24 protein-coding genes are annotated in these 25,196 nt (G+C 62.5%); 18 read left to right on the top strand and 6 right to left on the bottom strand.

Translation table 11 applies throughout. The features are described from left to right. Positions 1-7: 7 nt before the first annotated feature. Together AOT96_RS12625 and AOT96_RS12630 are read left to right on the top strand one after the other, a co-directional pair. Entirely contained in the window at positions 8-2,149 is a 2,142-nt protein-coding gene (locus tag AOT96_RS12625; protein ID WP_003943799.1) for a 3-hydroxyacyl-CoA dehydrogenase NAD-binding domain-containing protein, read from the top strand. Positions 2,150-2,289: 140 nt separating this feature from the next. Next, positions 2,290-3,327 (top strand): type IV toxin-antitoxin system AbiEi family antitoxin domain-containing protein, encoded by a 1,038-nt coding sequence (locus AOT96_RS12630; protein ID WP_065351814.1) that lies wholly within the window; start codon positions 2,290-2,292, stop codon positions 3,325-3,327. 36 nt (positions 3,328-3,363) lie between these two features. On the opposite strand, the gene AOT96_RS12635 is transcribed toward AOT96_RS12630, so the two are convergent. Together AOT96_RS12635 and AOT96_RS12640 are read right to left on the bottom strand one after the other, a co-directional pair. Continuing rightward, positions 3,364-4,665 (bottom strand): class I SAM-dependent methyltransferase, encoded by a 1,302-nt coding sequence (locus tag AOT96_RS12635; protein WP_003943932.1) that lies wholly within the window; start codon positions 4,663-4,665, stop codon positions 3,364-3,366. Further along, positions 4,662-6,065: an FAD-binding oxidoreductase gene (locus AOT96_RS12640; RefSeq protein ID WP_042447764.1), complete on the bottom strand. Its 1,404-nt coding sequence runs from the start codon at positions 6,063-6,065 to the stop codon at positions 4,662-4,664. Before AOT96_RS12640 ends, AOT96_RS12635 begins: the two co-directional genes overlap by 4 nt. A gap of 338 nt (positions 6,066-6,403) precedes the next feature. Between AOT96_RS12640 and AOT96_RS12645 the strand changes: the two genes are divergently transcribed. Beyond that, a complete protein-coding gene (locus AOT96_RS12645; protein WP_003943959.1) occupies positions 6,404-6,838 on the top strand; it encodes an SRPBCC family protein in 435 nt (144 codons plus the stop codon). Positions 6,839-6,892: 54 nt separating this feature from the next. On the opposite strand, the gene AOT96_RS12650 is transcribed toward AOT96_RS12645, so the two are convergent. From AOT96_RS12650 to AOT96_RS12660, 3 genes are all read right to left on the bottom strand, one after another. After that, entirely contained in the window at positions 6,893-8,404 is a 1,512-nt protein-coding gene (locus tag AOT96_RS12650) for an alpha/beta hydrolase (RefSeq protein ID WP_065351815.1), read from the bottom strand. Next, complete coding sequence (locus tag AOT96_RS12655) at positions 8,404-8,700, bottom strand: hypothetical protein (RefSeq protein WP_007731542.1); 297 nt, start codon at positions 8,698-8,700, stop codon at positions 8,404-8,406. Before AOT96_RS12655 ends, AOT96_RS12650 begins: the two co-directional genes overlap by 1 nt. 84 nt (positions 8,701-8,784) lie before the next feature. Further along, positions 8,785-9,585 (bottom strand): Rv3717 family N-acetylmuramoyl-L-alanine amidase, encoded by an 801-nt coding sequence (locus AOT96_RS12660; RefSeq protein ID WP_003943843.1) that lies wholly within the window; start codon positions 9,583-9,585, stop codon positions 8,785-8,787. Between the two features lie 109 nt (positions 9,586-9,694). On the opposite strand from AOT96_RS12660, the gene AOT96_RS12665 reads away from it, so the two are divergent. The 4 genes from AOT96_RS12665 (at position 9,695) to AOT96_RS12680 (ending at position 12,794) form a co-directional block, all read left to right on the top strand. Next, entirely contained in the window at positions 9,695-10,033 is a 339-nt protein-coding gene (locus tag AOT96_RS12665; RefSeq protein WP_003943929.1) for a YbaB/EbfC family nucleoid-associated protein, read from the top strand. Positions 10,034-10,045: 12 nt separating this feature from the next. Continuing rightward, positions 10,046-10,666, top strand: coding sequence for a recombination mediator RecR (gene recR, locus AOT96_RS12670; protein ID WP_003943917.1), 621 nt, complete (start codon positions 10,046-10,048; stop codon positions 10,664-10,666). Further along, entirely contained in the window at positions 10,666-11,235 is a 570-nt protein-coding gene (locus AOT96_RS12675; protein WP_007731538.1) for a TetR/AcrR family transcriptional regulator, read from the top strand. Before recR ends, AOT96_RS12675 begins: the two co-directional genes overlap by 1 nt. An 86-nt stretch (positions 11,236-11,321) precedes the next feature. Next, on the top strand, positions 11,322-12,794 hold the full coding sequence (locus AOT96_RS12680; protein ID WP_007731537.1) for an MFS transporter: 1,473 nt from the start codon (positions 11,322-11,324) through the stop codon (positions 12,792-12,794). Here AOT96_RS12680 and AOT96_RS12685 read toward each other — a convergent pair. Then, positions 12,781-13,494, bottom strand: coding sequence for a TetR/AcrR family transcriptional regulator (locus AOT96_RS12685; protein WP_175280092.1), 714 nt, complete (start codon positions 13,492-13,494; stop codon positions 12,781-12,783). The genes AOT96_RS12680 and AOT96_RS12685 overlap by 14 nt on opposite strands. Before the next feature lie 65 nt (positions 13,495-13,559). Here AOT96_RS12685 and AOT96_RS12690 point away from each other — a divergent pair, with 65 nt between their 5' ends. The 11 genes from AOT96_RS12690 (at position 13,560) to AOT96_RS12740 (ending at position 25,195) form a co-directional block, all read left to right on the top strand. Continuing rightward, positions 13,560-14,138, top strand: a complete 579-nt coding sequence (locus tag AOT96_RS12690; protein WP_065351816.1) for an FAS1-like dehydratase domain-containing protein — start codon at positions 13,560-13,562, stop codon at positions 14,136-14,138. After that, positions 14,135-14,563, top strand: a complete 429-nt coding sequence (locus tag AOT96_RS12695) for a Zn-ribbon domain-containing OB-fold protein (RefSeq protein WP_007731532.1) — start codon at positions 14,135-14,137, stop codon at positions 14,561-14,563. The genes AOT96_RS12690 and AOT96_RS12695 overlap by 4 nt, the downstream gene beginning before the upstream one ends. Then, positions 14,560-14,973, top strand: a complete 414-nt coding sequence (locus AOT96_RS12700; protein ID WP_007731530.1) for a hypothetical protein — start codon at positions 14,560-14,562, stop codon at positions 14,971-14,973. The genes AOT96_RS12695 and AOT96_RS12700 overlap by 4 nt, the downstream gene beginning before the upstream one ends. Next, complete coding sequence (locus AOT96_RS12705) at positions 14,970-16,151, top strand: lipid-transfer protein (protein ID WP_007731528.1); 1,182 nt, start codon at positions 14,970-14,972, stop codon at positions 16,149-16,151. Before AOT96_RS12700 ends, AOT96_RS12705 begins: the two co-directional genes overlap by 4 nt. 32 nt (positions 16,152-16,183) lie before the next feature. Further along, positions 16,184-17,392 (top strand): DegT/DnrJ/EryC1/StrS family aminotransferase, encoded by a 1,209-nt coding sequence (locus tag AOT96_RS12710; RefSeq protein ID WP_042447780.1) that lies wholly within the window; start codon positions 16,184-16,186, stop codon positions 17,390-17,392. Between the two features lies 1 nt (position 17,393). Next, positions 17,394-18,248, top strand: a complete 855-nt coding sequence (locus AOT96_RS12715; RefSeq protein WP_065351817.1) for an SDR family NAD(P)-dependent oxidoreductase — start codon at positions 17,394-17,396, stop codon at positions 18,246-18,248. Beyond that, entirely contained in the window at positions 18,245-19,375 is a 1,131-nt protein-coding gene (locus tag AOT96_RS12720) for a steroid 3-ketoacyl-CoA thiolase (RefSeq protein WP_054188603.1), read from the top strand. The genes AOT96_RS12715 and AOT96_RS12720 overlap by 4 nt, the downstream gene beginning before the upstream one ends. Positions 19,376-19,402: 27 nt before the next feature. Beyond that, positions 19,403-21,613, top strand: coding sequence for an acyl-CoA dehydrogenase (locus AOT96_RS12725; protein WP_065351818.1), 2,211 nt, complete (start codon positions 19,403-19,405; stop codon positions 21,611-21,613). A 17-nt stretch (positions 21,614-21,630) separates the two neighbouring features. Continuing rightward, a complete protein-coding gene (locus AOT96_RS12730) occupies positions 21,631-22,836 on the top strand; it encodes an acyl-CoA dehydrogenase family protein (protein WP_047271591.1) in 1,206 nt (401 codons plus the stop codon). A 1-nt stretch (position 22,837) separates the two neighbouring features. Continuing rightward, positions 22,838-23,965 (top strand): acyl-CoA dehydrogenase family protein, encoded by a 1,128-nt coding sequence (locus tag AOT96_RS12735; RefSeq protein WP_058227094.1) that lies wholly within the window; start codon positions 22,838-22,840, stop codon positions 23,963-23,965. Between the two features lie 66 nt (positions 23,966-24,031). Further along, positions 24,032-25,195 (top strand): low temperature requirement protein A, encoded by a 1,164-nt coding sequence (locus tag AOT96_RS12740; RefSeq protein ID WP_030535704.1) that lies wholly within the window; start codon positions 24,032-24,034, stop codon positions 25,193-25,195. Position 25,196 lies beyond the last annotated feature (1 nt).

A 25,196-nucleotide genomic window follows, 5' to 3' on the forward strand; every position in this document is an offset into this window, starting at 1 on the left:
AAGCAAAGTGACTGATCAGAACATCATCAACTGGGACCAGGACGCCGACGGCATCGTCGTGCTCACCATCAACGATCCCAACCAGGGCGCAAACACCATGAACGACGCGTACATCGCGTCGATGAAGGCCACCGTCGACCGTCTGGTCGCCGAGAAGGACTCCATCACCGGTGCCGTCATCACTTCCGGCAAGAAGACCTTCTTCGCCGGTGGCGACCTCAAGAACATGATCAAGGTCGGCCCCGAGCAGGCCGAGGAGATCTACAACCACAGCGTCGAGATCAAGGCAGACCTGCGTCGTCTCGAAACTCTCGGCAAGCCGGTCGTCGCCGCCATCAACGGTGCGGCACTCGGCGGCGGTCTCGAGATCGCTCTCGCGACCCACCACCGCATCGCGGCAGACGTCAAGGGCGTCAAGATCGGCCTGCCCGAGGTCACCCTCGGCCTGCTGCCCGGCGGCGGCGGCGTCGTGCGCACCGTGCGGATGCTCGGCCTGCAGAACGCGCTCATGGGCGTCCTGCTCCAGGGGCAGCAGCGTGGACCCGTTCAGGCCAAGGAAGTCGGCCTCATCGACGAGGTCGTCGGCTCGGTAGAAGAACTGGTTCCGGCTGCGAAGGCATGGATCAAGGCCAACCCCGAAGGCGGCGTTCAGCCGTGGGATGTCAAGGGCTACAAGATCCCTGGCGGAACTCCGTCCACTCCGGCATTCGCTGCCAACCTTCCGGCGTTCCCCGCGAACCTGCGTAAGCAGCTCAAGGGCGCTCCGATGCCGGCTCCGCGCGCCATCATGGCCGCAGCCGTCGAAGGCTCGCAGGTCGACATCGACAACGCGCTGCTCATCGAGGCTCGCTACTTCACCTCGCTGGTGACCGGCCGCGTCGCGAAGAACATGATCCAGGCGTTCTTCTTCGACCTGCAGTCGATCAACGGCGGCGGTTCACGTCCGGCAGGCATCGAGAAGTCCACCATCAAGAAGGTCGGCGTCCTCGGCGCGGGCATGATGGGCGCGGGCATCGCGTACGTCTCCGCGAAGGCCGGCTTCGACGTCGTCCTCAAGGACGTCAGCATCGAGGCTGCCAACAAGGGCAAGGCGTACGCCGAAGGCATTGAGGCCAAGGCACTCTCGCGCGGCAAGACCACGCAGGAGAAGTCCGACGCACTCCTCGCCAAGATCACCCCGACGGCTGACCCGGCAGATTTCGCCGGCGTCGACTTCGTCATCGAAGCAGTCTTCGAGAGCCAGGAACTCAAGCACAAGGTGTTCCAGGAGATCGAGGACATCGTCGATCCCAAGGCACTGCTGGGCTCGAACACCTCGACGCTGCCCATCACGGGTCTCGCCACCGGCGTGAAGCGTCAGGAAGACTTCATCGGCATCCACTTCTTCTCGCCCGTCGACAAGATGCCGCTGGTGGAGATCATCCGCGGTGAGAAGACTTCCGACGAGACTCTGGCTCGCGTGTTCGACTACGTCCAGGCGATCCGCAAGACGCCGATCGTGGTCAACGACTCGCGTGGCTTCTTCACCTCGCGTGTCATCGGAACCTTCATCAACGAGGCCATCGGCATGCTCGCCGAGGGCGTCGAGCCCGCCACCATCGAGCAGGCCGGTATGCAGGCCGGTTACCCGGCTGCGCCGCTTCAGCTTTCGGATGAGCTCAACCTCACCCTCATGCAGAAGATCCGCAAGGAATCTGCCGACGCCGCCAAGGCCGAAGGCAAGGAACTGCCGGCAGATCCGGCCGGCGAGGTCATCAACACCCTCGTCGAGAAGTTCGATCGTAAGGGCAAGCTCGGTGGAGCCGGCTTCTACGATTACGCAGAGGGCAAGCGCACCGGCCTGTGGTCCGGACTCCGCGAGAACTTCAACTCCGGAACCTCCGACGCCCCGATCCAGGACCTCATCGACCGCATGCTGTTCATCGAGGCGATCGAGACGCAGAAGTGCTTCGACGAGAACGTCCTGATCACCACGGCGGACGCCAACATCGGCTCCATCATGGGCATCGGATTCCCGGCCTGGACCGGTGGCGTTCACCAGTTCATCGTCGGTTACGAGGGCGGCACGGCCGGCTTCGTCGCTCGCGCAAAGGAACTCGCTGCGCAGTACGGCCCGCGGTTCACCCCGCCGGCTTCGCTAGGGGCATAGCCCCCGTGCGCCTTTTTGGAAGTTACGGCTACCAAAAAGGCGCACAGGGGTTTATCCCCAGCTGGTGAGTTATCCACAGACGAACTCCGACAGCGAATTTCACGTCAGTCCTGTCGGAGTTCGGCCTGACGCTTGGTGCCATGACTACGTCTCATGGTGGAAGCGAGTTTCTCCGGATTCTCGATGCGCAATCCGGTCTGGTACGGCAACAGCAACTCTCGTCATTCGGATACAACCGAGGGATGCTGCGGAACTTTCTGGACCGCGGCGAATGGCAGCGCGTTCTACAAGGCGTGTATGCAGTGACCGCTGGCCCGCTCACCAGAGAAATGATCTTGAACGCCGCTTGGCTTTATGGTGGCCCGCAAGCGATTCTGAGCCACGACACTGCAGCTGAGGAATGGGGAATGCGTCGCATCGACGCAGACAAGCCAGTCCATGTCACCGTGCCCTACGGCAAGTCGGCTCGCTGTCAGTCCGCGACAATCCGCCGAGTTCCAGCGCGAACGTCGGGTGCACTTGTCAGAGTGGGTGGCGTGGTTCACCCCGGGGTAGTCGTCCACCGATCCCGAGCCCACCGATACATCGGCGTGCCGTCAGTCATACCTCGAACGTCGCGGGCGGATACCGCGATTGATCTTGCGACCGCCGAATCCACAGCGCGAAGCGCCTACGTTTCACTCATCACCACAGTGACAAATGCGCGAATTCCGTTGAACGATGTGCGCCGTCGGATTGACGAACGAACACCACATCGATTCAAGGGTGCGCTTTCCGATGCGGTACGACTCCTGGCAGACGGGGTGCAGTCAACGCTCGAATACCACTATGCGGTCGACGTGGAGCAGGCGCACGGGTTGCCGTCGGCCAGACGCCAGTCTCCGGTCCGCGTCGACGGCCGCACGCTGTACGAGGACTGCGATTACAGCGAAGTCAGTGTGCCGCTGATCGTGCGTCTCGACGGTCGGTGGGCGCATTCCATGGCTGAGGTGGCATTTCGTGATCGCCGCCGTGACAATGCGGCAGAGCTGGCAGGTCGTCCGCGGTTGGTCTACGGATTCGACGAGGTGGTGAAGACCCCGTGCCAGGTTGCGCACGAGGTGGAGACGGTCTTGCGGCGGGGAGGTTGGGTGAGGACGCAGTCGGGTGCCTGCGGCACCTGTGCGCCTTTTTGGTAGTGCCGACTACCAAAAAGGCGCACAGGGGCTTTGCCCCTAGGCCTTCCACCACGGGCGAAGCGGCACATGCGCCTCACCCTTGGGGCCGAGCTTCACGGCCAGAACCTGGTGCAGCTGAACGACATTGCGCTCGAACCCGAGTCGTGAGCCGGCCATGTACAGGCCCCAGACGCGGGCGGTTCCTTCGCCGACCTCGGCGACGCAGGCGTCCCAGTTGTCGACGAGATTCTGGCACCATCCGGCGAGCGTCAGTGCGTAGTGCTCGCGAAGGTTCTCTTCGTGACGCACCTCGAGGCCGACGTTCTGGATCTCGGAGATGATGCGACCCGAACCGGTGAGCTCCCCGTCGGGGAAGACGTACCGGTCGATGAATCCGCCTGCTTTGGCGCTGCTTCGGTTGTCCGGACGGGTGATGCAGTGGTTGAGCAGACGCCCACCCTCACGCAGCTTGCCCTTGAGGAACTCGAAGTACGCCGGGTAGTTTCCGACGCCGATGTGCTCGGTCAGGCCGATGGAGGACACTGCGTCGAATCCGGTCTCGGCCACGTCGCGGTAGTCGGAGAAACGGACCTGGGCGAGATCGGCGAGGCCCTCGTCCTCGATGGCCTTCTGTGCCCAATCCGCTTGCTCGCGTGAGAGAGTCACGCCGATCACCTTGACGCCGCGCCTGGCCGCGTAGCGGACCATCGAGCCCCAGCCACAGCCGATGTCGAGAAGTCGATCACCCTTCTGGAGTCCGAGCTTCTCGAACACCAGGCGGTACTTGTTCTCCTGGGCTTCTTCGAGCGTCTGTTCCGCATTGTCGTAAGCGGCACAGGTGTACGTCATGGACGGGCCGAGGACGTACTCGTAGAAGGTGTTGGAGACGTCGTAGTGGTGATGGATGACTTCGGCGTCACGAGTCTTGGAGTGACGCAGTCCTTCTGCGACGCGACGCCACCGAGGGAGATGTTCCTGGGGCGGCGGGGCGATGGGCCGCAACAGATCCCAGCCCAGGGAGCGCGTGATGCTGGCGAGCGTCAGTGCGGACGGGCGCTTGAGGTGGAGTTCGTCACCCATGATGCGCAGGATCTCGTACGGATCACCGGGGTGGACGCCCTCGGCTTCGAGATCGCCGGAGACGTACGCGCGGGCCATGCCGAGGTCACCGGGAGCTGTTGCGAGATAAGTGGTTCCGCGAGTCGACTTGAGGTGCAGTCCGTAGTCGGCATCTTCGGGGCCGGCGGTGCTGCCGTCGTACGCGGTGAATCGAAGCGGCAGCATGCCGTCGGAAAGCGTCTCGAGAATCTCGGCAATAGAGAGCTTGTCCTGGCTTTTGGAGTCTTTGAACGTGGTCATTTACGTTGCACCGCCTTAGAGAATAGATCCAATAAACGGGATTTCGGGTCGTAGCGTTCCTTGAGTCCGATGTACCGGTCGCCGCCGTAGTACAGCTCCTCGAAGTCTTCCTTCGAGTAGTAGGAGTCGGAGTAGAGCGATTTGTGTCCGTCGAAATCGCTGACCTTTTCTTCGATCAGTCGATTTGCTGCCCCCTCGCGCTCACCGGGAACGATCGGCACCGAAGACCAGAAGCCGATGTTGACGTAGGTGCGCTTGGGTTCGAGGGGGTAGAGGGGCCACGGCCGTGATGCAGAAGCGGCGGCAGGGCTTGGCTCGCGAAGACGCAACGGGCACAACCACAGTGGTTCGATCGGGATTTCCTCGAGGAACCACGAGACGAAGTCCGCGGTTCGTTCGATGGGTACCTCGACGTCCTGGACGACGCGTTCGCGCGGGGGCTTGCCCTTGCGCTTTTCGAGGCGATCTCCGATGTCGTACTTGTGGTCGAGGGCGATCAGCTTCCAGTAGAAGCTGCTGCGCAGGTACTGCTTGGGCCAGAAGCGCCGGATCTTCGGGTTCTGTGCACCGAAAGCTCGTGAGCACCAGAACCAGTCGGTGTCCCAGCGCCACAGGTAGTCGCGAATGGTCAAGCGATCCGTCTTGGGCTGGGTGAGTGACGAATGCTGGATCGACCGGTAGAAGATGTCCTGGTCGGTGTAATCGCTGACCGGGCCTTCCTCGTCGGTTTGCGCGCCGAGTGTGAGGTAGCTCTCGGAATCGGTGAAGACCACCCCGTCGAGATAGTCGACGGCGATCCCGTCGTACTCGCGCTCGGTGACGATGCGATCCATCGTTTCTTCGAGTTTCTTCAACGAATCGAAGCGCACGTGGCGCAAGGCGACGTACTTCTTGACGGGTTCGAGTGCGATCTTCAATCGCGTCGAATAGCCAAGGGTGCCGTAGGAATTGGGGAAACCGAAGAACAGTTCGGCGTGTTCGCCGTCCGGTGTTGCGGTGATGATCTCGCCGCTTCCGGTCAGTACGTCGATTTCGAGTACCGACTCGTGCGGCAGGCCGTTGCGGAACGAGGTGGACTCGATGCCCAGGCCGGTCACCGCACCGCCCAGGGTGATGGTCTTGAGTTGAGGCACGACCAGGGGCGCCAGCCCGTAGGGCAGCGTCGCGTCGACGAGGTCCTCATACGTGCACATGCCGGCGACGTCGGCTGTGCGCGCCTGCGCATCGACGGCGATGACACCTGCCAGACCGCTGACGTCGAGGCCGGGGGCCGACGTCTTGGCGCGAGCGCGGAACAGATTGGATGTCTTCTTTGCCAGGCGTACAGAAGCATCGGCGGGAATGGCGCGGTATGACGCGAGTAGGCGTTCGACGCCTTCTCTGTGCTGCTCGAACCCCATTTCACGCGCAGCATCGGAACCCGGGCCTTGCTTTGTCCGGATTCGATCTAACTTCTGAACTACCCCATTGAACGAGAGAGTCACACCCTGACGCTATCGGTAGTTGCGTGTGCAAGCTATCCGGAGGGGTATTAATGCCCGAATTTGATCGAGTTGTTGCAATCGAACTCGGTAAATGCTCCGAGTGGTGAACCAGCTCACACGGAATGGGTAGATGGTCGAGATACCCGGGCGCAGCAGGCAGTATGGAAAGGAATATCTGCGCAGTTCGAGGTGCGGATTCGGGTAGTCATTCGCGGTATCGAGCCGCGTTGGTCGAGCAAGGAGACGTAGGGCATATGGGTCAGGTCAATGCAATGAGTTCGACAGTCGTCACAGCAGCACCCGACAAGGTGCTCGCGGCGCTCTCGGACTACGAGACGGTTCGCCCGCGAATCCTGTCCGAGCAGTACCTCGACTACAAGGTCGTCGAAGGTGGCCAGGGTGACGGAACCGTCGCGCAGTGGACGCTCAAGGCGACGGAAAAGCGCTCGCGCAACGTCAAGGCGACAGTGACGGTCGACGGCAACGTCATCACCGAGAAGGACGCGAACTCCAGCCTCGTCACCACCTGGACCGTTGCCCCCAACGGCACCGGAACGACGGTGACGACGCTCACCCAGTGGCAGGGTGCCACCGGTATCGGCGGCTTCTTCGAGCGCACGTTCGCTCCGAAGGGTCTGCAGCGCATCCAGGCCCAGGTCCTGGACAACCTCAAGCGCGAACTCGTCTAACCGATCCTGCATCACCGAGATGGCGTCGTACCTTCACCGGTACGGCGCCTTCTTTCACGGGCCGGTAATGATCCGTCCGAATTCGGTGAGTGCGGGGTTTCCGCTTTCCCAGTAATCGCTGTGAACTCCGAACCCAGGCTCCCCGGGAGATCCGGTGAATACCTGCGCGCCGAATTCCGGATCCGACGGGTCGAACCCGTGGACTCCGAGGATCTTGGGGATCAATTGGACCGGATCCCAGAAGGCCGTCGTCGAATGAACATGGCGAGCCATCTCGGCCGAGTCGACGCCGTCCAGGCTCAGTTCGTTCACGCGCTCGGCATCGACGCCGGGGCTTGCGACAAAAACCAGTTCGTCGACGTCGAGGGAAGCGCCACGGGTAGTCGCAGCACCGATGACGGTGCTGCCGTAGGAATGACCGATCACGACGTTGTGCGAAGGCGGACCGTCATGCGAGGTTCGTAACCCGTCCTGGAAGCTGTCGAGCCTCGGCGCTGCGGAGGTGGCGTACCGATCCGAGGCTGCGTCGGGAATGCCTGGGGGAGCGTCGTATCCGGACCACAGGATCACTGATGTGGCTTCCGTTGGCGCCGCCCTGACCGCCGCGTCGTACATGGCCTTGGTTCGTTGCAGGTCTCCGCCGACGCCCGACAGCCCGGAGCCGGTTCCGGGAACCAGTGTTGCGACGTTGCCGGCGGCATCGGGATTACCGACTGCCACGACGGCATGCCCATCCGTGACCGAGAGAAGGAACGTGTCCGGTCGAAGTTCGCCGCGCACGGCCGTGTATCCGGCAGCTACCGTTCGATCCGGTAACTGCTCGAGCGCAGAGAGGTACCGCCGGTTGTAGTAGTCCCGGTCCAGAGCGGGAAGGCCGTCCCGGCTACCGATGGACGGATCCCACCTCGCCAACGCGTCTTTCTCGTTGGGCGTGAGCGATTCCCAGAGTCGGTGTAGCTCCGTGGGTGTCCCGGGGAGTGTCGACCTCCCGTCGAGGATGTCGACGACAGTGCGGTCGAGGCGATCAGGCTGATTGCCAAGGAGTGATCCGATCTCTCGGAATGCCGCACGCAGAGCAGTCGCGGCCCGGTTGTCTTCGTCGTCGAGTGCCGTCAATGCAGTGGAGATCTTCTGCTGAAAAACCTGTGCAGCCGTGGCGTTTTCGGAATCTTGCATGGCGTCGGCCAGATTCCATGGCTGCTTCGTCTCAGGTGCCGATACCGCTCCACTGTCTGACACCGTCAAGCCGTGTTCGAGAGTCGCCTCCTCGACCAGGTCCAGAACTGATTTTCGCGCCGCACCGATCGTATTGGCCGCTCCGCCATACAGATCCGCAACTACGCGAACCGCAACCGACAGCCGCGACGAGGAAAGCGAGATACCCGACCACTGCACTGCCGCCGCGCTCGACGCTTGTCCCTGCCAGAATTCGCGGACGGCGTCGATGCTGCGTCCGGCGTCATTGCCGAGGACTTCGATCTGCCGGTCGATGTCGATCAATTCTGAAGCGCTTGTGCGCAATTTCTCCGGTGACCACGTTCGAAGCTGAGAGACGGTGGGCTGCATCAGTAGGCTCCGCGCAGTTCGGACACCACTTCGCCCTCGGCAGCGTCGTACAGACGTGCTGCGGCAGCGGTTCCCGACGCCATGAGTCCCAACTGCGTAGCCAGGTGCCGGTACGCGTCGGCGATGACGCCTGCATTCCCAGTCGACACAGCCGTGACAGCGGACGAATTCAGGGCCGCCGCGGCTTCGAAAATCGGTCCGGCGGAATCGATCCCCGAGATCTGATCCGCAATTCGAGACAGATCAGCTGAAAGTTGCTGCAGAGCAGCGAAATCTACCTGAAGTATCGGCCCCATGGCAGAACCGTATCCAGGTGAGCGGGCTACCTCGGCGGTGCCGACATACCTGTGGACAAGTGGAATTTCTCCACAGAAGACAGGTCAGGGGGTTGTGAGGAAGGCGGTGACTCCGCTGGTGACGGCGGACGCATATTCCTGCTGACCGTCCGGGCTTGTCATGCGCGCTGCCTCGTCGGCATTTCGCATGTTGCCGAGTTCGACCAGAATCGACGGCCGCTGCGACAGATTGAGTCCCGTCAGATCGGCGCGTGGTGCCAGCCCGTCGTCACCGATGTAGGTCGACGGGGTGAGTCCGGCTGTGACGAGTGAGTCGCGCATGGTCTCGGCAAAGGTGACGGACGGGCCGGCCTGCACCGCGTTCAGCGGGGGCGCGGAGTAGCAGACGTGGAAGCCCTCGGCTCCGGCTGCTGCGCCGTCCGCGTGAATGCTCACCACTACGTCGGCGCCGGAGGAATTGGCAGCTTCGGCGCGTGCGTCGACGCAAGATCCGACGCTGATGTCGTCCGGTCGACTCAGGACCACTGTGGCGCCTTGGCCTTCGAGTTCGCTCTTGACCAGGCTCGCGACTTCCCAGTTGAAGGTGTGCTCGGGGAACCCGGCATCGGTGTTGGTGCCGGTGGTCTGGCAGTTCTTGGTGCCGCCGCGGCCCGTGGGGACCTGGGTGTTGATGCTGTCGTCGTTCGCCCCGCTGTGCCCGGGATCGAGGAAGACGACCTTGCCGGTGAGCGCAGCGGGGACGTCAGCGGCGACAGTGCTCAGCGGAGACACCTCGACCGAAGTCGTGGCCTCGGCAGTCTCGGTCGGAATCGTGCACGCAGCGCTCAGAAGCCCGGCCCCGACCACGGCGATCAGGGCAGTGGAGCGGAACACACGTGATGCCATGTTTGACCCTCTTGACGGTTTTACGGTGTCTGACTGGTTCCGGCGCACCCGCTCACGGTAGCGCGCACCGACTACGCTGGTGGGGATAACTCTGTAGAAAGGACCGCTCGTGCAACCAGGTGGAGCACCCGACATGTCTGCTCTGTTGGCTCAGGCTCAGCAGATGCAGCAGCAATTGATGGCGGCGCAGCAGGAAATGGCTCAGGCCGAAGTGACCGGTCAGGCCGGTGGCGGACTGGTTGTCGCCACTGTCAAGGGCACCGGCGAGGTTGTCGGTCTGCAGATCGATCCCAAGGTCGTCGACCCCGAAGATGTCGAGACGCTGCAGGATCTGGTGATCGGCGCGATCGAGGACGCTTCGCGCAAGGCACAGGAAGTCGCTGCTGAGAAGCTCGGCCCGTTGGCCGGCGGACTCGGCGGAGGCCTTCCCGGTCTCCCCGGCTTCTAGAAACGAGAACGCGTGTACGAAGGTCCGGTTCAGGATCTGATCGACGAACTCGGGAAGCTTCCCGGAGTCGGGCCGAAGAGCGCTCAACGCATCGCTTTTCACCTGCTCTCCGTGGAGCCTCCCGAGATCGACCGTTTGAAAAATGCATTGCAGCGCATCCGTGACGGCGTTCAGTTCTGCACGGTGTGCGGAACTGTCTCCGATCAGGAGAAGTGCCGCATCTGCGCCGACGCACGTCGCGATCGCACGGTGATCTGCGTCGTGGAGGAACCGAAGGACGTCCAGGCCGTCGAGCGCACCCGTGAGTTCAAGGGTCGCTATCACGTGCTCGGCGGTGCGCTCAATCCGCTCTCGGGGATCGGGCCTGACCAGTTGCGTATCCGGGAGTTGTTGGCTCGCATCGCAAATCAGGAGGACGGCGTCGACGTGTCCGAGGTCATCATCGCCACCGACCCCAACACGGAGGGTGAGGCGACAGCTACCTATCTCGTTCGCATGATGCGAGACATTCCGGGGCTGACGGTGTCTCGGTTGGCTTCGGGTCTTCCGATGGGTGGCGATCTCGAATTCGCAGACGAGTTGACGCTGGGTCGGGCATTGTCCGGCCGTCGTGAATTGTCGCGGAACGCTTGATGAGCGGCACGGAGCAAGGTCAGCAGGTGCGTCGTACGTCCGAGCAGACGCGTGCGCAGATCATCGCGTCGGCCGGGAAAGCATTCGCGACTCGGCCGTACCGCGAAATCACGCTCAAGGACATCGCCGAAGACGCAGGCGTCAGCGCGCCTCTGATCATCAAGTACTTCGGTTCCAAAGAGCAGTTGTACGACGAGTTGGTCGACTTCCGGGCAGCGGCGGTCACGGTCTTCGATGCCCCGAACGACTCGCTCGGCGAGCGCATGGTCTCGCTGTTCACCAAGCCGTTGGAGTCGTACAAGCCGCTGTCCATGAGCTTGTTGTTCATGAGCGGCGTCAGTGAAGAGAGCAACCGCAAGCTGCGCGAGAACTATTCGACGCAGATGATCGACACCCTCGCAGCTCGCCTGTCCGGCCCCGACGCGAGATTGCGCGCGGAACTGGCGATGTCGATGGTGGTCGGAGTGGCGATCATGCGCCGACGGATGATGGCCGGCCATGCCACCGGCACCCAGGACGAGGTGGTTGCGCTGTACGCACCGCTGGTGCAAAAGCTGCTCGACGGGTGAGCGGCGTCACAATTCTTGCTAGGTAAATATCCGTTCACCTAATGTAGGTGAACGGATATTTACCTAGTGAGAACAGGCGGTGTGGGGTGACGACGCTCGACCGTCCGCCGGGCACGCCTGCAGTCACCACCTCCGACGCGGGACTCGCGCAGCCGCGCTCCCGCTTCCTGTTCCCCATCGTTGTCGCCGCCGCAGTGTTCCAGGCTGTTCTGCAGACGGTCATCGTTCCACTGTTGCCGGAGTTGCCGCACTTCACCGGCGCTGGACGCACGGCCGTGTCCTGGCTGGTGACCGTCACGCTGCTGGTCGGCGCTGTCGTCACTCCCATCTTCGGTCGACTCGCCGACATGTTCGGCAAGAAGAAGATGCTTCTGGTTGCTTTCTCGATGATGACTCTCGGCTCGATGTTGTGTGCGCTGTCGTCGGACATCGCTGTACTCATCTTCGCGAGAGCGTTGCAGGGGGCCGGGTCGGCAGTCATCCCCATCGGAATCTCCATGCTGCGAGACGAATTGCCACGGAACAAGGTCAACGGCGCAGTGGCCATGATGAGTTCGACGCTCGGTGTCGGAACCGCTTTGGGCATACCGTTTTCCGCGATGATCGCGCAGTACTCGAATTGGCACGTCCTGTTCTGGGTAACCACCGCCATCGGGCTGTCCGTGACTCTTGCTGCGGTGCTGTTCATTCGAGAGTCCGAGCCGAATCCGTCGGGAAGATTCGACGGCGTCGGGGCGGTTGGTCTGAGCGCCGCGATGATTGCTCTGCTTGTGCCGATCACTCAGGGGTCGAGTTGGGGGTGGACCAGTGGAGCGGTGATCTCCATGCTGGCCGCGTCGGCGGTGCTGTTCACGCTCTGGGTAATTCAACAGCGGCGCAACGTCAATCCGCTGGTCGACGTCCGTGCTCTCGTGAAACGTGCAGTGTTGATCCCGCATCTGGCGGCTCTGCTGGTCGGGTTCGCGTTTTTCGGGAACACGCTGATCACGACACAACTGCTGCAGGGGATGAAGGGGCCGGGTGCCGGGTACGGCCTGTCGATCATCGCGGCAGCGCTCTGCCAGATTCCGGCGAGTATCGCGATGGTGCTGTTCTCACCGGTTGCGGTGCGTATCACCGACCGCTTCGGTTCACGGACCGCGATGTTGACCGGTGCCGTGTTCCTCGCCGGCGGGTACGGGATTCACGCCGTTGCCGGTAAGCCGCTGTGGGGAGTGGTTGCAGCACTGGGTATCACAGCGGTCGGGACTGCCATCGTGTACAGCACGCTCTCGCTGCTGATTCTGGTTGCCGTACCTCGTCAGCGACTGGCGGCTGCCAACGGGGTGAACTCACTTCTGCGGACGTCCGGAAGCACGATCTGCAGTGCGACGGTGGCAACCATTCTCGCTGCATTCGTGATCAGCGGTTCGGAACATTCCACGTCGTGGACCGGATTCTCCGTCGCCTACCTGGTGTGCGCGGGCTGCGCGGTGGTCGTGTTCGCGGTGTCGATCCTGTTGCCGCAGGGACGAACCCCGAAACATCTGGATTTGCCGGATCTGGTCAGGCGACCCTGAATCCCGAGAGGAAGAGCGTGATCATCAGATCCGCGAACTCGTCGGTGGTGTACTTCTGGCGATCCGGCCAATGCGTTGTCGACCACAAGGTGTCTCGTACCGATCGATAGAAAATTTCCGGTGCCACGTCTTTGCGGAAGATTCCCTGATCGACGCCTTCGGCAATCGCTTTCATCCAATGCTCGCGGACTTGGCGGGAAGGCCCGTCGACGGATTGCAGGAGATCGTTGTCGCGAAGATAAGCCCGATCGTTCTGGTAGATCGCCGTCGGGTGCGGGTGTAGTTCGATGACGACCAGCGTCTCGCGGATCAAGCCGCGCAGGACTTCCTCGGGGTCGTTTGCCGTCTTCTCCACCTGATCGAAGCGGAGCTGAATGTCGGTGATGAAGCCGCGCATGAGCTCGGCAACTATCGCATTCTTCGACTTGAAGTAGTGGTAGAGGCTGCCCGAGAACACACCGGCGGCGTCGCCGATCTCGCGAACGGTCGTGGTGGCGACACCCTTCCTGGCAAACAGCTCGGCTGAGCTCTCCAGGATCTTCTCCCGACGATCTGGTGATGCCACTGAAATCTCCACTGGTTGTCGGTCCTGCTCAGGGCAGGGTTTCGGGGGTGCCGGGCTGCCGGCGTCGAACGTAGCGCAATCCTGCCCGATAGCTCCGGCTCGAACCAATTCGTCGGTGAGATCGCGTGTTTCCACTTCCGGATTCCTATGCTAGCTTCAAAATCAAGCGCTTGCTCAACTTTCGTTCACGGAGGATTTCAGTGCAGAGCCTGCAGACGCAGTTTCCGAATTTCATCGGCGCAGAGGCCGAACCACCCCGCGTCGCCCGCTACGCCGTCAACGAGGCGATGATCCGCAACTGGGTCGAGGCGCACGACGACCGCAACCCGATCTACGTCGACGCAGAGGCCGCCCGCAGTACCGGCCGTCGAGACGTCGTCTGTCCGCCCGCCATGATTTCGACCTGGGTGATGGCGGGCTACCGCCGCTATCGGCAGGTCCAACAACTTCGCGCCGACGGAGCCTCCGAGGATTTCGCCTATTCACGACTACTCGGGCTGTTGGACGAGGCCGGCTACACGTCCGTAGTCGCGACCAACGTCGAGCAGGAGTATTTCGCGGAGTTGAGTCCCGGAGACCACGTCACCGCGCATTTCACCATCGAAGCGATCTCACCGTTCAAACAGACGGCTCTCGGTCACGGGTGCTTCATCACCCTGTTCAAGAAGTACGTGGACCAGGACGGAAAGACGCTGGTCGAGGAGCGATTTCGATTGCTCAGATTCAAACCAGATGCCCAGACAGATACCAAGCCCGAAGCCCAGGAGGTAATCGCATGAGCGAGACTGGCTCCCGCAACACCGCGGTGCCGAGACTCACCGTCACCGATGACAACGATTTCTTCTTCTCCGCGGCCAAAGAGGGTCGCCTCGAAATCCAACGGTGTGCGGATTGCAAGACACTGCGCCACCCGCCAGCGCCCGCCTGCCCGGAATGCCGCTCGTTCAGTTGGGACACAGTCGAATCCACGCGTCGATGCACGTTGCACAGCTTCACAGTCATCCATCACCCGAAGGATCCTGCCTTCGAGTACCCGCTCGCCGTCGGACTCGTCGATCTCGAAGAAGGCACGCGACTGGTTGCCGACATCGCGGGGATCGATCACGAGGAACTCGAATTCGGCATGGAACTCGAAGTGGCGTTCTCCGAGCACGCTCACGGCGAGATGCTGCCGCAACTGAGGCGACGGGGATCGGTGCAATGACGAAACTGATTGACTGCGAGGTGGGTTCGGTCCTCCCCAGCCTCGAATTGCCGTTGGATCGAACGCTGATCGTCGCCACTGCGATCTCTTCTCAGGATTTCGAGGACGTGCATCACGATCCGGGCAAGGCCCAGGATCGCGGAACTCCCGACATCTTCATGAGCATCAACACCACCAACGGGCTCATCGACCGCTACATCACCGACTGGTCCGGCCCGGGATCGCGGATCGTCAAAACATCACTACGGCTTGGTGTTCCGAACTTCCCCGGAGACACAATGACATTCACCGGCAAGGTCACCGCCGCAGACGGTCGGGCGCTCACCGTGACAGTTCTCGGGCAGAACGCGCGCGGAACACACGTGACGGCCGACGTGACTCTCGAACCGGTGGAAAGGGTAATCGCATGACACGAGGATTTTCGAGGCAAGCCGCCATCGCCGGGATCGGCGCCACCGAGTTCTCCAAGAACTCCGGCCGCAGTGAATGGCAGTTGGCGTGCGAATCCGTGATCGCCGCGCTCGACGACGCTCACATCGAGGCAGAAGAGGTGAACGGATTTGCGCTGTTCACCATGGAGAACAACCCCGAGATTGCGGTCGCACGCGCCCTCGGGATCCCGGAACTGACGTTCTTCAGTCGTATTCCACACGGTGGCGGCGGTGCCTGCGCACCGGTTCAACAAGCAGCGCTTGCCGTCGCCAGTGGTGTCGCAGACGTTGTGGTCGTCTACCGTGCCTTCAACGAAAGATCAGGTCACCGATTCGGCGCCGGCCCGCCACCTTTTGCGTACAACGCGTCGACGGACCAGGAGTATCGGAACTGGATCAACCCGTACGGGCTTCTGACCCCGGCGCAGCAGGAAGCCTTCCTCGCCAAGCTGTACATGCACAAGTACGGGGCAACAAGCGCCGACTTCGGCCAGATCTCGGTCCTCTCACGCAAGCATGCGGCGAACAACCCCAAGGCCTGGTTCTACGAACGCCCGATCACTATCGAGGACCATCAGAACTCGCGCATGATCGCTGACCCCATCCGTCTGCTCGACTGCTGCCAGGAAAGTGACGGCGGACAGGCGCTGGTGATCGTCAGTGCGGAGCGCGCCCGCGACCTGCCGCACAAACCTGCGGTCATCAGTGGCGCTGCGCAAGGTGTAGGTCCGCAACAGATTTCGATGAGCAGCTACTACCGAGACGACATCGACAGCATGCCGGAAGTCGAACTCGTGGCGCGCCAACTGTGGGACCAGGCCGGTATCGGGCCGGACGACATCGATGCCGCAATTCTCTACGACGCTTTCACCCCGATGGTTCTGCTTCAACTCGAGGAGTACGGATTCTGCGGTCGGGGCGAGGCAAAAGACTTCATCTCCGACGGCAATCTCGAGCTGGACGGTCGCCTGCCGATCAACACCCACGGCGGTCAACTCGGTGAGGGATACATCCACGGCGTCAACGGTATTGCCGAAGGTGTTCGCCTGATCCGCGGCACCTCCACCAATCAACCGACCAAAACTCTGGACAACGTGCTCGTGACCGGCGGCTCTCCCGTCCCGCACAGTGCGCTCGTCCTCTCGGCAGATCGCTGAATCTGCCGCCTATTCGAGAAAGCAGGAACAAGATGAGCGAGCGGATCACCTACGCCAGGGCCACCCACGGTGAGGAAGAAATACAGGCTGTTGTCGACGTCTTGCGCAGCGGGCATCAAGGATTGCGCATCGGCAAGAACGTCTTCGAGATGGAAGAACGTATCGCGGCCTTGGCCGGCAAGAAGTTCGGCGTCATGTGCAACTCGGGATCCTCGGGTTTGTACTTGGCAGTCGAGCTGCTCGGACTGCCTGCGGGAAGCGAGATCATCACGTCGCCGCTGACGTTCTCCACCGATATCGCACCGATCGTGCGTGCCGGTCTGGTGCCGGTGTTCGTGGACGTGGAACCCAACACGTTCAACGTCGACGTCACCAAGATCGAGGCAATGGTCACCGAAAAGACCGGTGCCATCCTGATGCCGAACCTGGCCGGCAACTGCCCAGACTGGGACGTCATCCGTGATATCGCTGATCGCCATGGACTCAAGGTGATCGAGGATTCGTGTGACGCGATCGGCGCCACGCTCCGCGGTACTCCCACCGGGTCTCGGGCGGACATCGTCGTCACCAGTTTCTCGATGGCACACATCATCACGTGCGCGGGAACCGGTGGAATGGTGTGCGTCGACGACGAAGCCAGCCGTGACAAGGCTTTGCTGCTTCGCCGCTGGGGCCGTCGTAGCGAGCCGAACCTGTTCGGCAGTACCAAGTCCGGCCGAGTCTTCCGTGAAGAACTCGACGGCGTCGACTACGACAACGACTTCATCTTCGAGCTCATGTCGTGGAACTTCGAGCCCTCCGAACTCGGCGCAGCTTACGGCGTCGTGCAGCTCGACAAGCTGGAACAGAACTACAAGACGCGTAAGGCAACATTTGCGGCCTTCACGGCGGCATACGGCGCCCATCCTGAATTCTTCACGACGCCGGTAGAACTCGACGGTCTCAACACGGCGTGGCTGTGTTACCCGGTGATGATCAACGAGAACGCCCCCTTCACGCGCAGCGACCTGCAGGAAGCCATCGAGGCCGACGGCATCGACACCCGAACCGTGTGGAGCGGCAACGTCACTCGTCACCCCATGATGAACAACATCGAATTTCGCCAGCCGGCCGAAGGTTTGCCGGAAGCGGACGCAGTTTTTGCCCGCGGCATGACACTCGGCATGAGCCACGGTTTGCGTGACGACGAAGTTGCTCGGATTGCGGAGAGCATCAATCGCTTCGCCGCGAAGTGGAAGTAGCATGACCGATCGCTTCGAAGGACGCCGAGCGCTTGTCACCGGTTCCAGCCGCGGAATCGGTGCAGGCGTCGCAGAGAGGCTGGCAGCGGAAGGTGCTGACGTCGCTCTCGTGGCCCGGACGCTCGGTGCACACGCAACCCTGCCGGGCAGTCTCGAAGAGACTGCGGCTCGAATTGCCAAGTACGGAAACAAAGTCGAGATAGTTGTCGCAGATCTGACGGACGAGCAGCAGCGCGACACCGTTGTGCCGCTGGCGATCGAGAAGCTTGGCGGGACTATAGACATCCTGGTGAACAACGCGGCAGCGGCGATCTATCAGCCGCTCTCGGATTACCCACTGCGGCGGCGACGGTTGATGTTCGAGGCAAATGTCCATGCACCGCTCGATCTGATGCAAGCCGTGGTGCCGGGGATGGTGGCAAACGGATACGGCTGGATCGTGAACGTGTCCAGTGGCACCGTCAAACCGTGGCATGGCCCGCCGTTCACGTGGGTCGAACCGGGAACTGCCATGACCGTGTACGGCGCGTCCAAAGCAGCGCTCAACAGGATGAGCAACGGCATGGGCGTGGAACTCTACGGCCAGGGGGTTCGCGTCAACACGGTTCAACCGCGGGCAGCGGTGCTCAGTGAGGGCGCCAGGGTCCTGGTCGGTGAGACTATCCGGCCGGATCAGGTCGAATCTATGGAAGAAATGGTGGAAGCGGTCACAGCGCTGTGTGATTGCGACACCGAGTTCACCGCGCGCTCGAGCGTCAGCTTGGACCTGATCGACGAGTGGTCCCTTACCGTGCGTGGTCTGGACGGAACGGCATTACCGGAGAACCCGGCATTACGAACCGAGGAGTTGGCATGAAGCCCGTCATCGTGGACGCAGCACGAACGCCGTTCGGCAAGCGTGAGGGTTGGCTGTCCGGAGTCCACGCGGCGGAACTGTTGGGTTATGCGCAGAGGGGCGTGCTGGATCGGGTGGGCGTGGATCCTGACGCGGTCGACCAGGTCATCGGCGGCTGTGTGACGCCTCTCGGTGAGCAGTTCGGAAACATCGTGCGTACGTCCTGGATGCATGCGGGCCTTCCGTTGAAAGCGGGCTGCACCACGATCGACGCGCAGTGCGGAACCGCGCAGCAATCGGTGCAGTTGATTGCCGGGCAGATTGCCATCGGTGCAGTCGACGTGGGTGTGGCGTGCGGTGTGGAACTGATGTCGCGGGCACCACTCACCTACAAGGTGGGTACCGGCCTCGGAACACCACGTCCGGAGTCGTGGTCACTCGATACCGTCGATCAGTACACCGCGGCCGATCGGATTGCTGTCAAGCGCGGTTTCGGCCGCGAGGATCTCGACTCCTTCGGGCTGCGCTCGCAGCAGCGAGCCGCAGCAGCATGGGAGGCAGGACGCTTCGACTCGCACATCATCGATGTGGTCGCCCCGGGCTCTGACGCTCCGGTCCATCGGGATCAGGGTCTGCGCGAATCGAGTCTCGAAGGACTCGCGAAACTGCGGACCGTTCAAGAGGGCGGATTGCACACCGCTGGAACGTCTTCGCAGGTCTCGGACGGTGCGAGTGCCGCTCTGCTGATGTCCGAGGATCGAGCCAGGATGCTCGGCGTGCGGCCGCGGGCAAAGATATTGGCGCAGTGCGTCATCGGCGGAGACATCGAGTTCATGCTCGACGGCCCCGTGGACGCGGCAAACATCGTGCTCGGACGCACCGGTCTGACGATCGACGACATCGACCTGTTCGAGGTCAACGAGGCATTTGCTTCGGTACCGATGTCGTTCGCGCAGGTTCACGGCGTCGATCCCGAATTGCTGAACGTCAACGGTGGTGCGATCGCACTGGGCCACCCGGCCGGTGCAACCGGAATCAGACTGTTGGCCAATGTCATCGACGAACTGGAGCGCCGGGACAAGTCCATCGCACTGATCGCGATCTGCGCGTCCGCCGCAACCACCTGCCTGATTCTCGAACGCATCTGACAAGAACCGAAGATTGAGGAACCTGCCATGGCACTGCCCCTGCTCGAAGATCACCGTGACCTGGCGGAAGCGGTAGCCGCATTCGCGAACCGCTTCGGTGGAATCGCCGACACGCGCAGCAACGTCAAGCGGTACGCCGCCGGTGATCGGCCGGACTCGTGGGATGGATTGGTCCGTCAGGGACTGCACGCAGTGCACCTGCCGGAGCAGTACGGCGGTGACGGGGCAGGTCTTGCCGAACTGGCGGTGGTAGTCGAGCAATTGGGTGATGCGCTTTACCCGGGACCGTACGTTCCGACGGTCATCGCCAGTGGGATCCTCGCAAAAGCTGCCGGCCCGGCTGCGGAATCAATGCTGACCGAATTGGCTGCCGGTGCAACCGGAGCAGTCTGCACCGGCGTGGGATTGCGCGCGGCTCGCAGCGATGCAGGGTGGACCGTGAGCGGTTCTGCCGACCCGGCTCTAGGTCTGCCCGGAGCCGATGTCGTTCTCGTGCAAGCGAACAGCGACGACGGCGAGTTGTGGTTCCGGCTCGAGCAGTCGTCTTCCGCTGCGGTGGAGGTCGAAGACGGAGTGGATCTGACACGCTCGATCGGGACGCTGACGTTGACCGATCACAAGGTCGACGCTGGGCTGATCGTCGAGGGTCTCCAGGCGCACCGAGTCGAACTGATCGTCAACACGGTGTTGGCTGCGGAGGCGAGCGGTATCGCCGGGTGGGCGCTACGCACCGCGGTCGACTACGTGAAGTCCCGGAAGCAGTTCGGCCGTCCGGTCGGAAGCTTCCAGGCAGTTCAGCACAAGGCGGCCATGATGCTGGTCCGCTCCGAGATTGCCTGTGCCGCAGCGTGGGACGCCGCTCGGTCCGAAGAGCACGACGAGGATCAGCACAGACTTGTCTCGGCTCAAGCTGCGTTGGCCGCTTTGCCCGTCGGCATCGAGAACGCCCTCGAATGTGTCACGTTGCTCGGCGGAATCGGATTCACCTGGGAGCATGACGCGCATCTGTACTGGCGCCGGGCAATCAGTATCGCTGCGGTGGCGGGTTCCGAGGTGAAGTGGGCACACACGTTGGGAGACCGGTCTGCCGATTCGGAACGGGATTTCTCCTTTGTCGACCCGGACATGCTGCCTGAACTACGAGAGCAGGTTCGCAGGGTTCTGGACGAGGTTGCGCTGCTGCCCGACGACGGAACCACCAGCGCCAGTTGGGCGCCGGCCAAGGGGAGCGCTCGACGCGCCCGATTTGCCGACGCCAAACTGGTTGCCCCGCACTATCGGGCGCCGTACGGGCTGGGAGCAGGACCGAGAGAACAGGCCGTCATCGCACACGAATTCGCGATGCGAGGTTGGGCTCAACCGTCCACGGTGATCGGGGAATGGGTGCTGCCCACGATTCTCGAACACGGCAACGCCGAGCAGCAGGACAGGTTCGTCGAGCCTTCGCTGCGCGCCGACATCATCTGGTGCCAGCTGTTCAGTGAGCCGGACGCGGGATCAGACCTGGCCGGTCTGAGCACGAAAGCGCGCAAGGTCGACGGTGGCTGGGTCCTGTCGGGTCAGAAAGTGTGGAACTCGGGCGCGCACGAGGCCGATTGGGGAGTATGCCTGGCGCGTTCGGACGCCGACGCTCCGAAACATCGTGGGCTGTCGTACTTCCTGGTCGACATGACCTCGAAAGGCATCGACGTACGTCCGCTGAAACAAGCCACCGGTAAGTCGGAGTTCAACGAGGTATTCCTCGACGACGTCTTCGTCCCGGACGACTGCCTGGTGGCGGAGCCGGGGCAAGGGTGGAAGCTTGCTGCGACAACGCTGTCCAACGAACGCCTGAGTATGGGCAGCACGCTGCACCACGGTTCGAGTCGGCTGTTCCGTCAGGTTATTGCCGACGCGAGCCACGACTGCCCTCGCGAAGACGCAGTGGAGGGCCTCGGCCGCAGTATCTCTCGTGAGTTGGCACTGTCCGCGATGAATCTACGCGGGGTGTCGGCGCGACTGGCGGGTCAGGAACCGGGCTCCGAGATCAGCGTGTCGAAGGTGTACAACGCCCTGGCGCAGCGTGAGGGCTCGCGGGATCTGTTGCGACTGCTCGGTCCTCGTGCCGCCGTTGTCGACCCGTCGGCGAATTACGCGATAGACCACATCGGACTTCCCTCGATTCTGTTCGGCGGCGGAACCGTCGAAATTCAACTCAACGTCATCGCGCAGCGCGTACTCGGCCTGCCGCGTTCGTAGATCTTAGGAGTTTCACCATGTACTTGGATTTGTCGGAGGAGTCGAAGACTCTGCGCAAGGAATTGCGGGCGTACTTCGCGGAGATCATCAACGACGAAGACCGCCGTGCTCTCGTGGATCAGACCGAAGGCGGCCCCGTCTTCGATCGCATCCTGCGCCGGATGGGTAAAGACGGTTGGCTGGGCTTGGGGTGGCCGGAGGAATTCGGCGGTCGGGGCGAGAACCCCGAAGCTCTGTACGTGTTCTACGACGAGGTGATTCGCGCCAATGCGCCGCTGTCGCTGGTCACGCTGAACACCGTCGGACCCGCTCTGATCAAGCACGGGACGCAAGCTCAGAAGGACTTCTTCCTGCGTCCGATCCTGGCGGGCGAGTTGATCTTTGCCATTGGCTACACCGAACCCAATGCGGGCACCGACCTCGCGGCACTCGAAACACGCGCCCGCATCGAGGGTGACGAGCTTGTCATCAACGGCAACAAGATCTTCACCAGTGCCGGTGTGTTTGCCGACTGGGTCTGGCTTGCCGTTCGTACTGATCCTGACGCGCCGACGCATCAGGGTATTTCCGTGGTCCTGGTGCCGACCAGCTCGCCGGGTTTCTCGGTCACCGAAATTCACACCGTGGGTGGAATCAGCACTTCGGCCACCTATTACGAAGATGTTCGGGTACCGATCACCAATGTCGTCGGTGAGCTCAATCAAGGGTGGAAGCTCATCACCAACCAGCTCAACCACGAACGTGTTGCCCTGGCCGCACGCGGTGGCATCGCCAACGAACTCTTCGCCGAGGTGGTCGAGTGGGCAAAGACGGAGCCCGCCGGTGACGGCCACGTCTACGACATCGGCTGGGTACGTGAGAAATTGGCGGAAGTCTACGCGCTGCTCAGTGCTGCCGACCTGATGAACCTGCGACTGGTGGCGGACGTCGCCGCCAACACCTTGGGCGGCGGGGATTCGGCCGCGGCCAAGATCTTCGGTACCGAAGCCGTCGTCAGTGCGTACGGCATGCTGCAGGAAGTGCTGGGCGCCAAGGGCTTACTGCGCCCCGGCACACCCGGAGCGGTATTGGAAGGGCGGGTCGAGAACCTGGGTCGACGCGCCCAGAACAACACCTTCGGCGGTGGTACCAACGAAGTGATGCGTGAAATTGTCGCCGCAAAATGTCTGGGCATGGCGCTTGCTGCGCGTCGCCGGCCCGCTGCACAGAACGAAAAGAGCTGACATGGAATTCGAATTCGACGACAACTTGTCCGCCGTGCGGGATCTGAGTGAATCGATCTTCTCGGCGAAGTCCGGAGTGGACCGCCTGCGGGAAGTGGAGGGCGCCGGCGGTTTCGACGCCGAACTGTGGAAGCTCCTCGCCGACTCCGACGTTCTGGGAATTCCTCTGCCAGAGGAAGTCGGGGGAGCGGGACTCGGAATGCTAGGCCTGGCAGCGGTGCTCGAACAACAAGGCCGCCGGGTCGCCCAGGTGCCGCTCTGGTCGGTGATTTCGACGGCAGCGCTGCCGATTGCCGAGTTCGGCAGTACGGAGCAGAAAGCGTCGTGGCTTCCGGGACTGCTCGACGGCTCGGTGATCGTCACCGGCGCCTTCGACACCGGCTACAACGCCGAGACGGCAGTTCGCGCCGAGCCGGCTCCTGACGGCTGGGTGCTGTCGGGCCACGTCGACTCCGTACCGGCCGCCGAGTTCGCTGCCGCACTGGTGGTTCCGGTGACGATGCCGGACGGCAGTGTCACCGTGATGATCGTGCCGACGGACCGGGACGCGCTGGTGCGTACACCGCTTGCGGTGACGAACCGCGAGAGCAACAGCGCTGTGCAGTTCGACGGGGTTGCGGTTACTGCAGCTGACGCACTTCCCGCGGACGGCGCGGTGGTTCGAGACTGGACGTTACGACGTGCGCGGGTCGCTCTGGCGGCCCTGGCTACCGGCGTCTGCGAGGAAGCGCTGGCGATGACGGCGAAATACACCTCCGAGCGAGTGCAATTCGGACGTCCACTCTCGACCAACCAGGCAGTTGCCGTCCGGGCCGCCGACGCGTACCTCGACACCGAGAGCACAAGATTGACCACCCACCGCGCTGCCTGGCTGATGGACAGCGGAGTCGAGAGTGAAGCGGAAGCGGCTGCGCTGGTCGCCAAATGGTGGGCGTCGCGCGGCGGTTTGCGCGTGGTGCACGCGACCCAGCACATGCACGGCGGAATCGGCGCGGATGTCGACTATCCGATTCACCGCTATTTCCTGTGGGGACGGCAGATCGCCTTCACTTTGGGGAGCGCGGGGGCGATAGGCGCCGAACTCGCCGATCAGTTGGAGATCCGAGCCCAGATCGGGGCGTCGGCGTGAATATCTGAGACGACAGGTTCCAGTCACGGGCAGCGCGTCGGCAATCATCGCGCTACTCTGCCCTTCGTGAATCGCACCAGTTCGTTCATCAGGCCGTTGGTTCCGCGGGACCCGCACGAGCCGCACCGGGTGGCGACGCCGCTCGAACTGCTCACCGACCTCTGCTTCGTCGTGGCGGTCGCTCAAGCGGCCACCGGCCTGCACCACGCGATCAGCGAAGGGCACGTGGCTTCGGGCGTCGGGCACTTCGCGATGGCGTTTTTCGCGATCTGGTGGACGTGGCTGAATTTCACGTGGTTCACCTCGGCGTACGACAACGACGACGGAATCGCCCGGCTGCTGACCATATTCCAGATCCTCGGATCGCTGGTCCTTGCAGCCGGCATCGTCCGCTTCTTCAACGACGACGCCCTGCTGATCATCGTCGGCTACGTCATCATGCGAATAGCACTGGTCATCCAATGGCTCAGGGTCTCGCGGAACGACCCCGAGCATGCGCTCACGGCGCGTCGATACGCTCTCGGAATCGTGTTGGTCCAGATCGGTTGGATCGGTTTCTACTTCGTGCCGTCCGCCGTTTACGTCCCGACGTTCCTGGTGTTGGTTCTGTGCGAATTCGCGGTACCGATCTGGTCGGAGAAGCCGGGCATGACGCCGTGGCACCCGCATCACATCGCGGAGCGGTACTCGTTGTTCTTCATCATCGTTCTGGGCGAGACGATCCTTTCGACCACCATCGCGATTCAGGACGCGGTCGACGGTGAGCATCCGGCAGCGCAGGTCACCTACGTCGTGATCGGCGGCATTCTGATTGTCTTCAGCCTGTGGTGGTTGTACTTCCAACGCAATGCAGGCGAAGTGATCGGCGGTGACAACGTCTCACCCTTCGTCTGGGGGTTCGGTCACTACTTCATCTTCGCCGCCGCTGCCGCCATCGGTGCGGGGTTGGCCTCGCGCGTCGACTTCTGGACTCATCACGGTGACGGCAGCGCGTTGGTGACGGGTGCTGCCGTCACCGTTCCGGTCGCGGTCATCCTTGCCGCCTTGTGGTTCATCCACATTCGACTACACGACTCCTCGGTACGCACCCTCGTGCCGTTCTCGGTCGCGATAGTCGTCGTGCTCGGTGGTACCTACACCGCGGTGCCCGAGCTGGTCGCGGGACTGGCCTGCGCTGCGCTGTTAGCCGTGGAACTGATTCTGACCGAGGGCAAATCCGAAACTGTCTGAG

The sequence above is a fragment of the Rhodococcus sp. 008 genome (assembly GCF_001682295.1).
Lineage (GTDB): Bacteria > Actinomycetota > Actinomycetes > Mycobacteriales > Mycobacteriaceae > Rhodococcus_F > Rhodococcus_F qingshengii.

Excerpts from the sequence above, each read along its gene's own strand:
- AOT96_RS12630 (WP_065351814.1), top strand. The coding sequence starts at position 2,290 with ATGACTACGTCTCATGGTGGAAGCGAGTTTCTCCGGATTCTCGATGCG.
- AOT96_RS12635 (WP_003943932.1), bottom strand. The coding sequence starts at position 4,665 with ATGACCACGTTCAAAGACTCCAAAAGCCAGGACAAGCTCTCTATTGCC.
- AOT96_RS12640 (WP_042447764.1), bottom strand. The coding sequence starts at position 6,065 with ATGGGGTTCGAGCAGCACAGAGAAGGCGTCGAACGCCTACTCGCGTCA.
- AOT96_RS12645 (WP_003943959.1), top strand. The coding sequence starts at position 6,404 with ATGGGTCAGGTCAATGCAATGAGTTCGACAGTCGTCACAGCAGCACCC.
- AOT96_RS12650 (WP_065351815.1), bottom strand. The coding sequence starts at position 8,404 with ATGCAGCCCACCGTCTCTCAGCTTCGAACGTGGTCACCGGAGAAATTG.
- AOT96_RS12655 (WP_007731542.1), bottom strand. The coding sequence starts at position 8,700 with ATGGGGCCGATACTTCAGGTAGATTTCGCTGCTCTGCAGCAACTTTCA.
- AOT96_RS12660 (WP_003943843.1), bottom strand. The coding sequence starts at position 9,585 with ATGGCATCACGTGTGTTCCGCTCCACTGCCCTGATCGCCGTGGTCGGG.
- AOT96_RS12675 (WP_007731538.1), top strand. The coding sequence starts at position 10,666 with ATGAGCGGCACGGAGCAAGGTCAGCAGGTGCGTCGTACGTCCGAGCAG.
- AOT96_RS12695 (WP_007731532.1), top strand. The coding sequence starts at position 14,135 with ATGAGCGAGACTGGCTCCCGCAACACCGCGGTGCCGAGACTCACCGTC.
- AOT96_RS12700 (WP_007731530.1), top strand. The coding sequence starts at position 14,560 with ATGACGAAACTGATTGACTGCGAGGTGGGTTCGGTCCTCCCCAGCCTC.
- AOT96_RS12705 (WP_007731528.1), top strand. The coding sequence starts at position 14,970 with ATGACACGAGGATTTTCGAGGCAAGCCGCCATCGCCGGGATCGGCGCC.
- AOT96_RS12710 (WP_042447780.1), top strand. The coding sequence starts at position 16,184 with ATGAGCGAGCGGATCACCTACGCCAGGGCCACCCACGGTGAGGAAGAA.
- AOT96_RS12715 (WP_065351817.1), top strand. The coding sequence starts at position 17,394 with ATGACCGATCGCTTCGAAGGACGCCGAGCGCTTGTCACCGGTTCCAGC.
- AOT96_RS12720 (WP_054188603.1), top strand. The coding sequence starts at position 18,245 with ATGAAGCCCGTCATCGTGGACGCAGCACGAACGCCGTTCGGCAAGCGT.
- AOT96_RS12725 (WP_065351818.1), top strand. The coding sequence starts at position 19,403 with ATGGCACTGCCCCTGCTCGAAGATCACCGTGACCTGGCGGAAGCGGTA.
- AOT96_RS12730 (WP_047271591.1), top strand. The coding sequence starts at position 21,631 with ATGTACTTGGATTTGTCGGAGGAGTCGAAGACTCTGCGCAAGGAATTG.
- AOT96_RS12735 (WP_058227094.1), top strand. The coding sequence starts at position 22,838 with ATGGAATTCGAATTCGACGACAACTTGTCCGCCGTGCGGGATCTGAGT.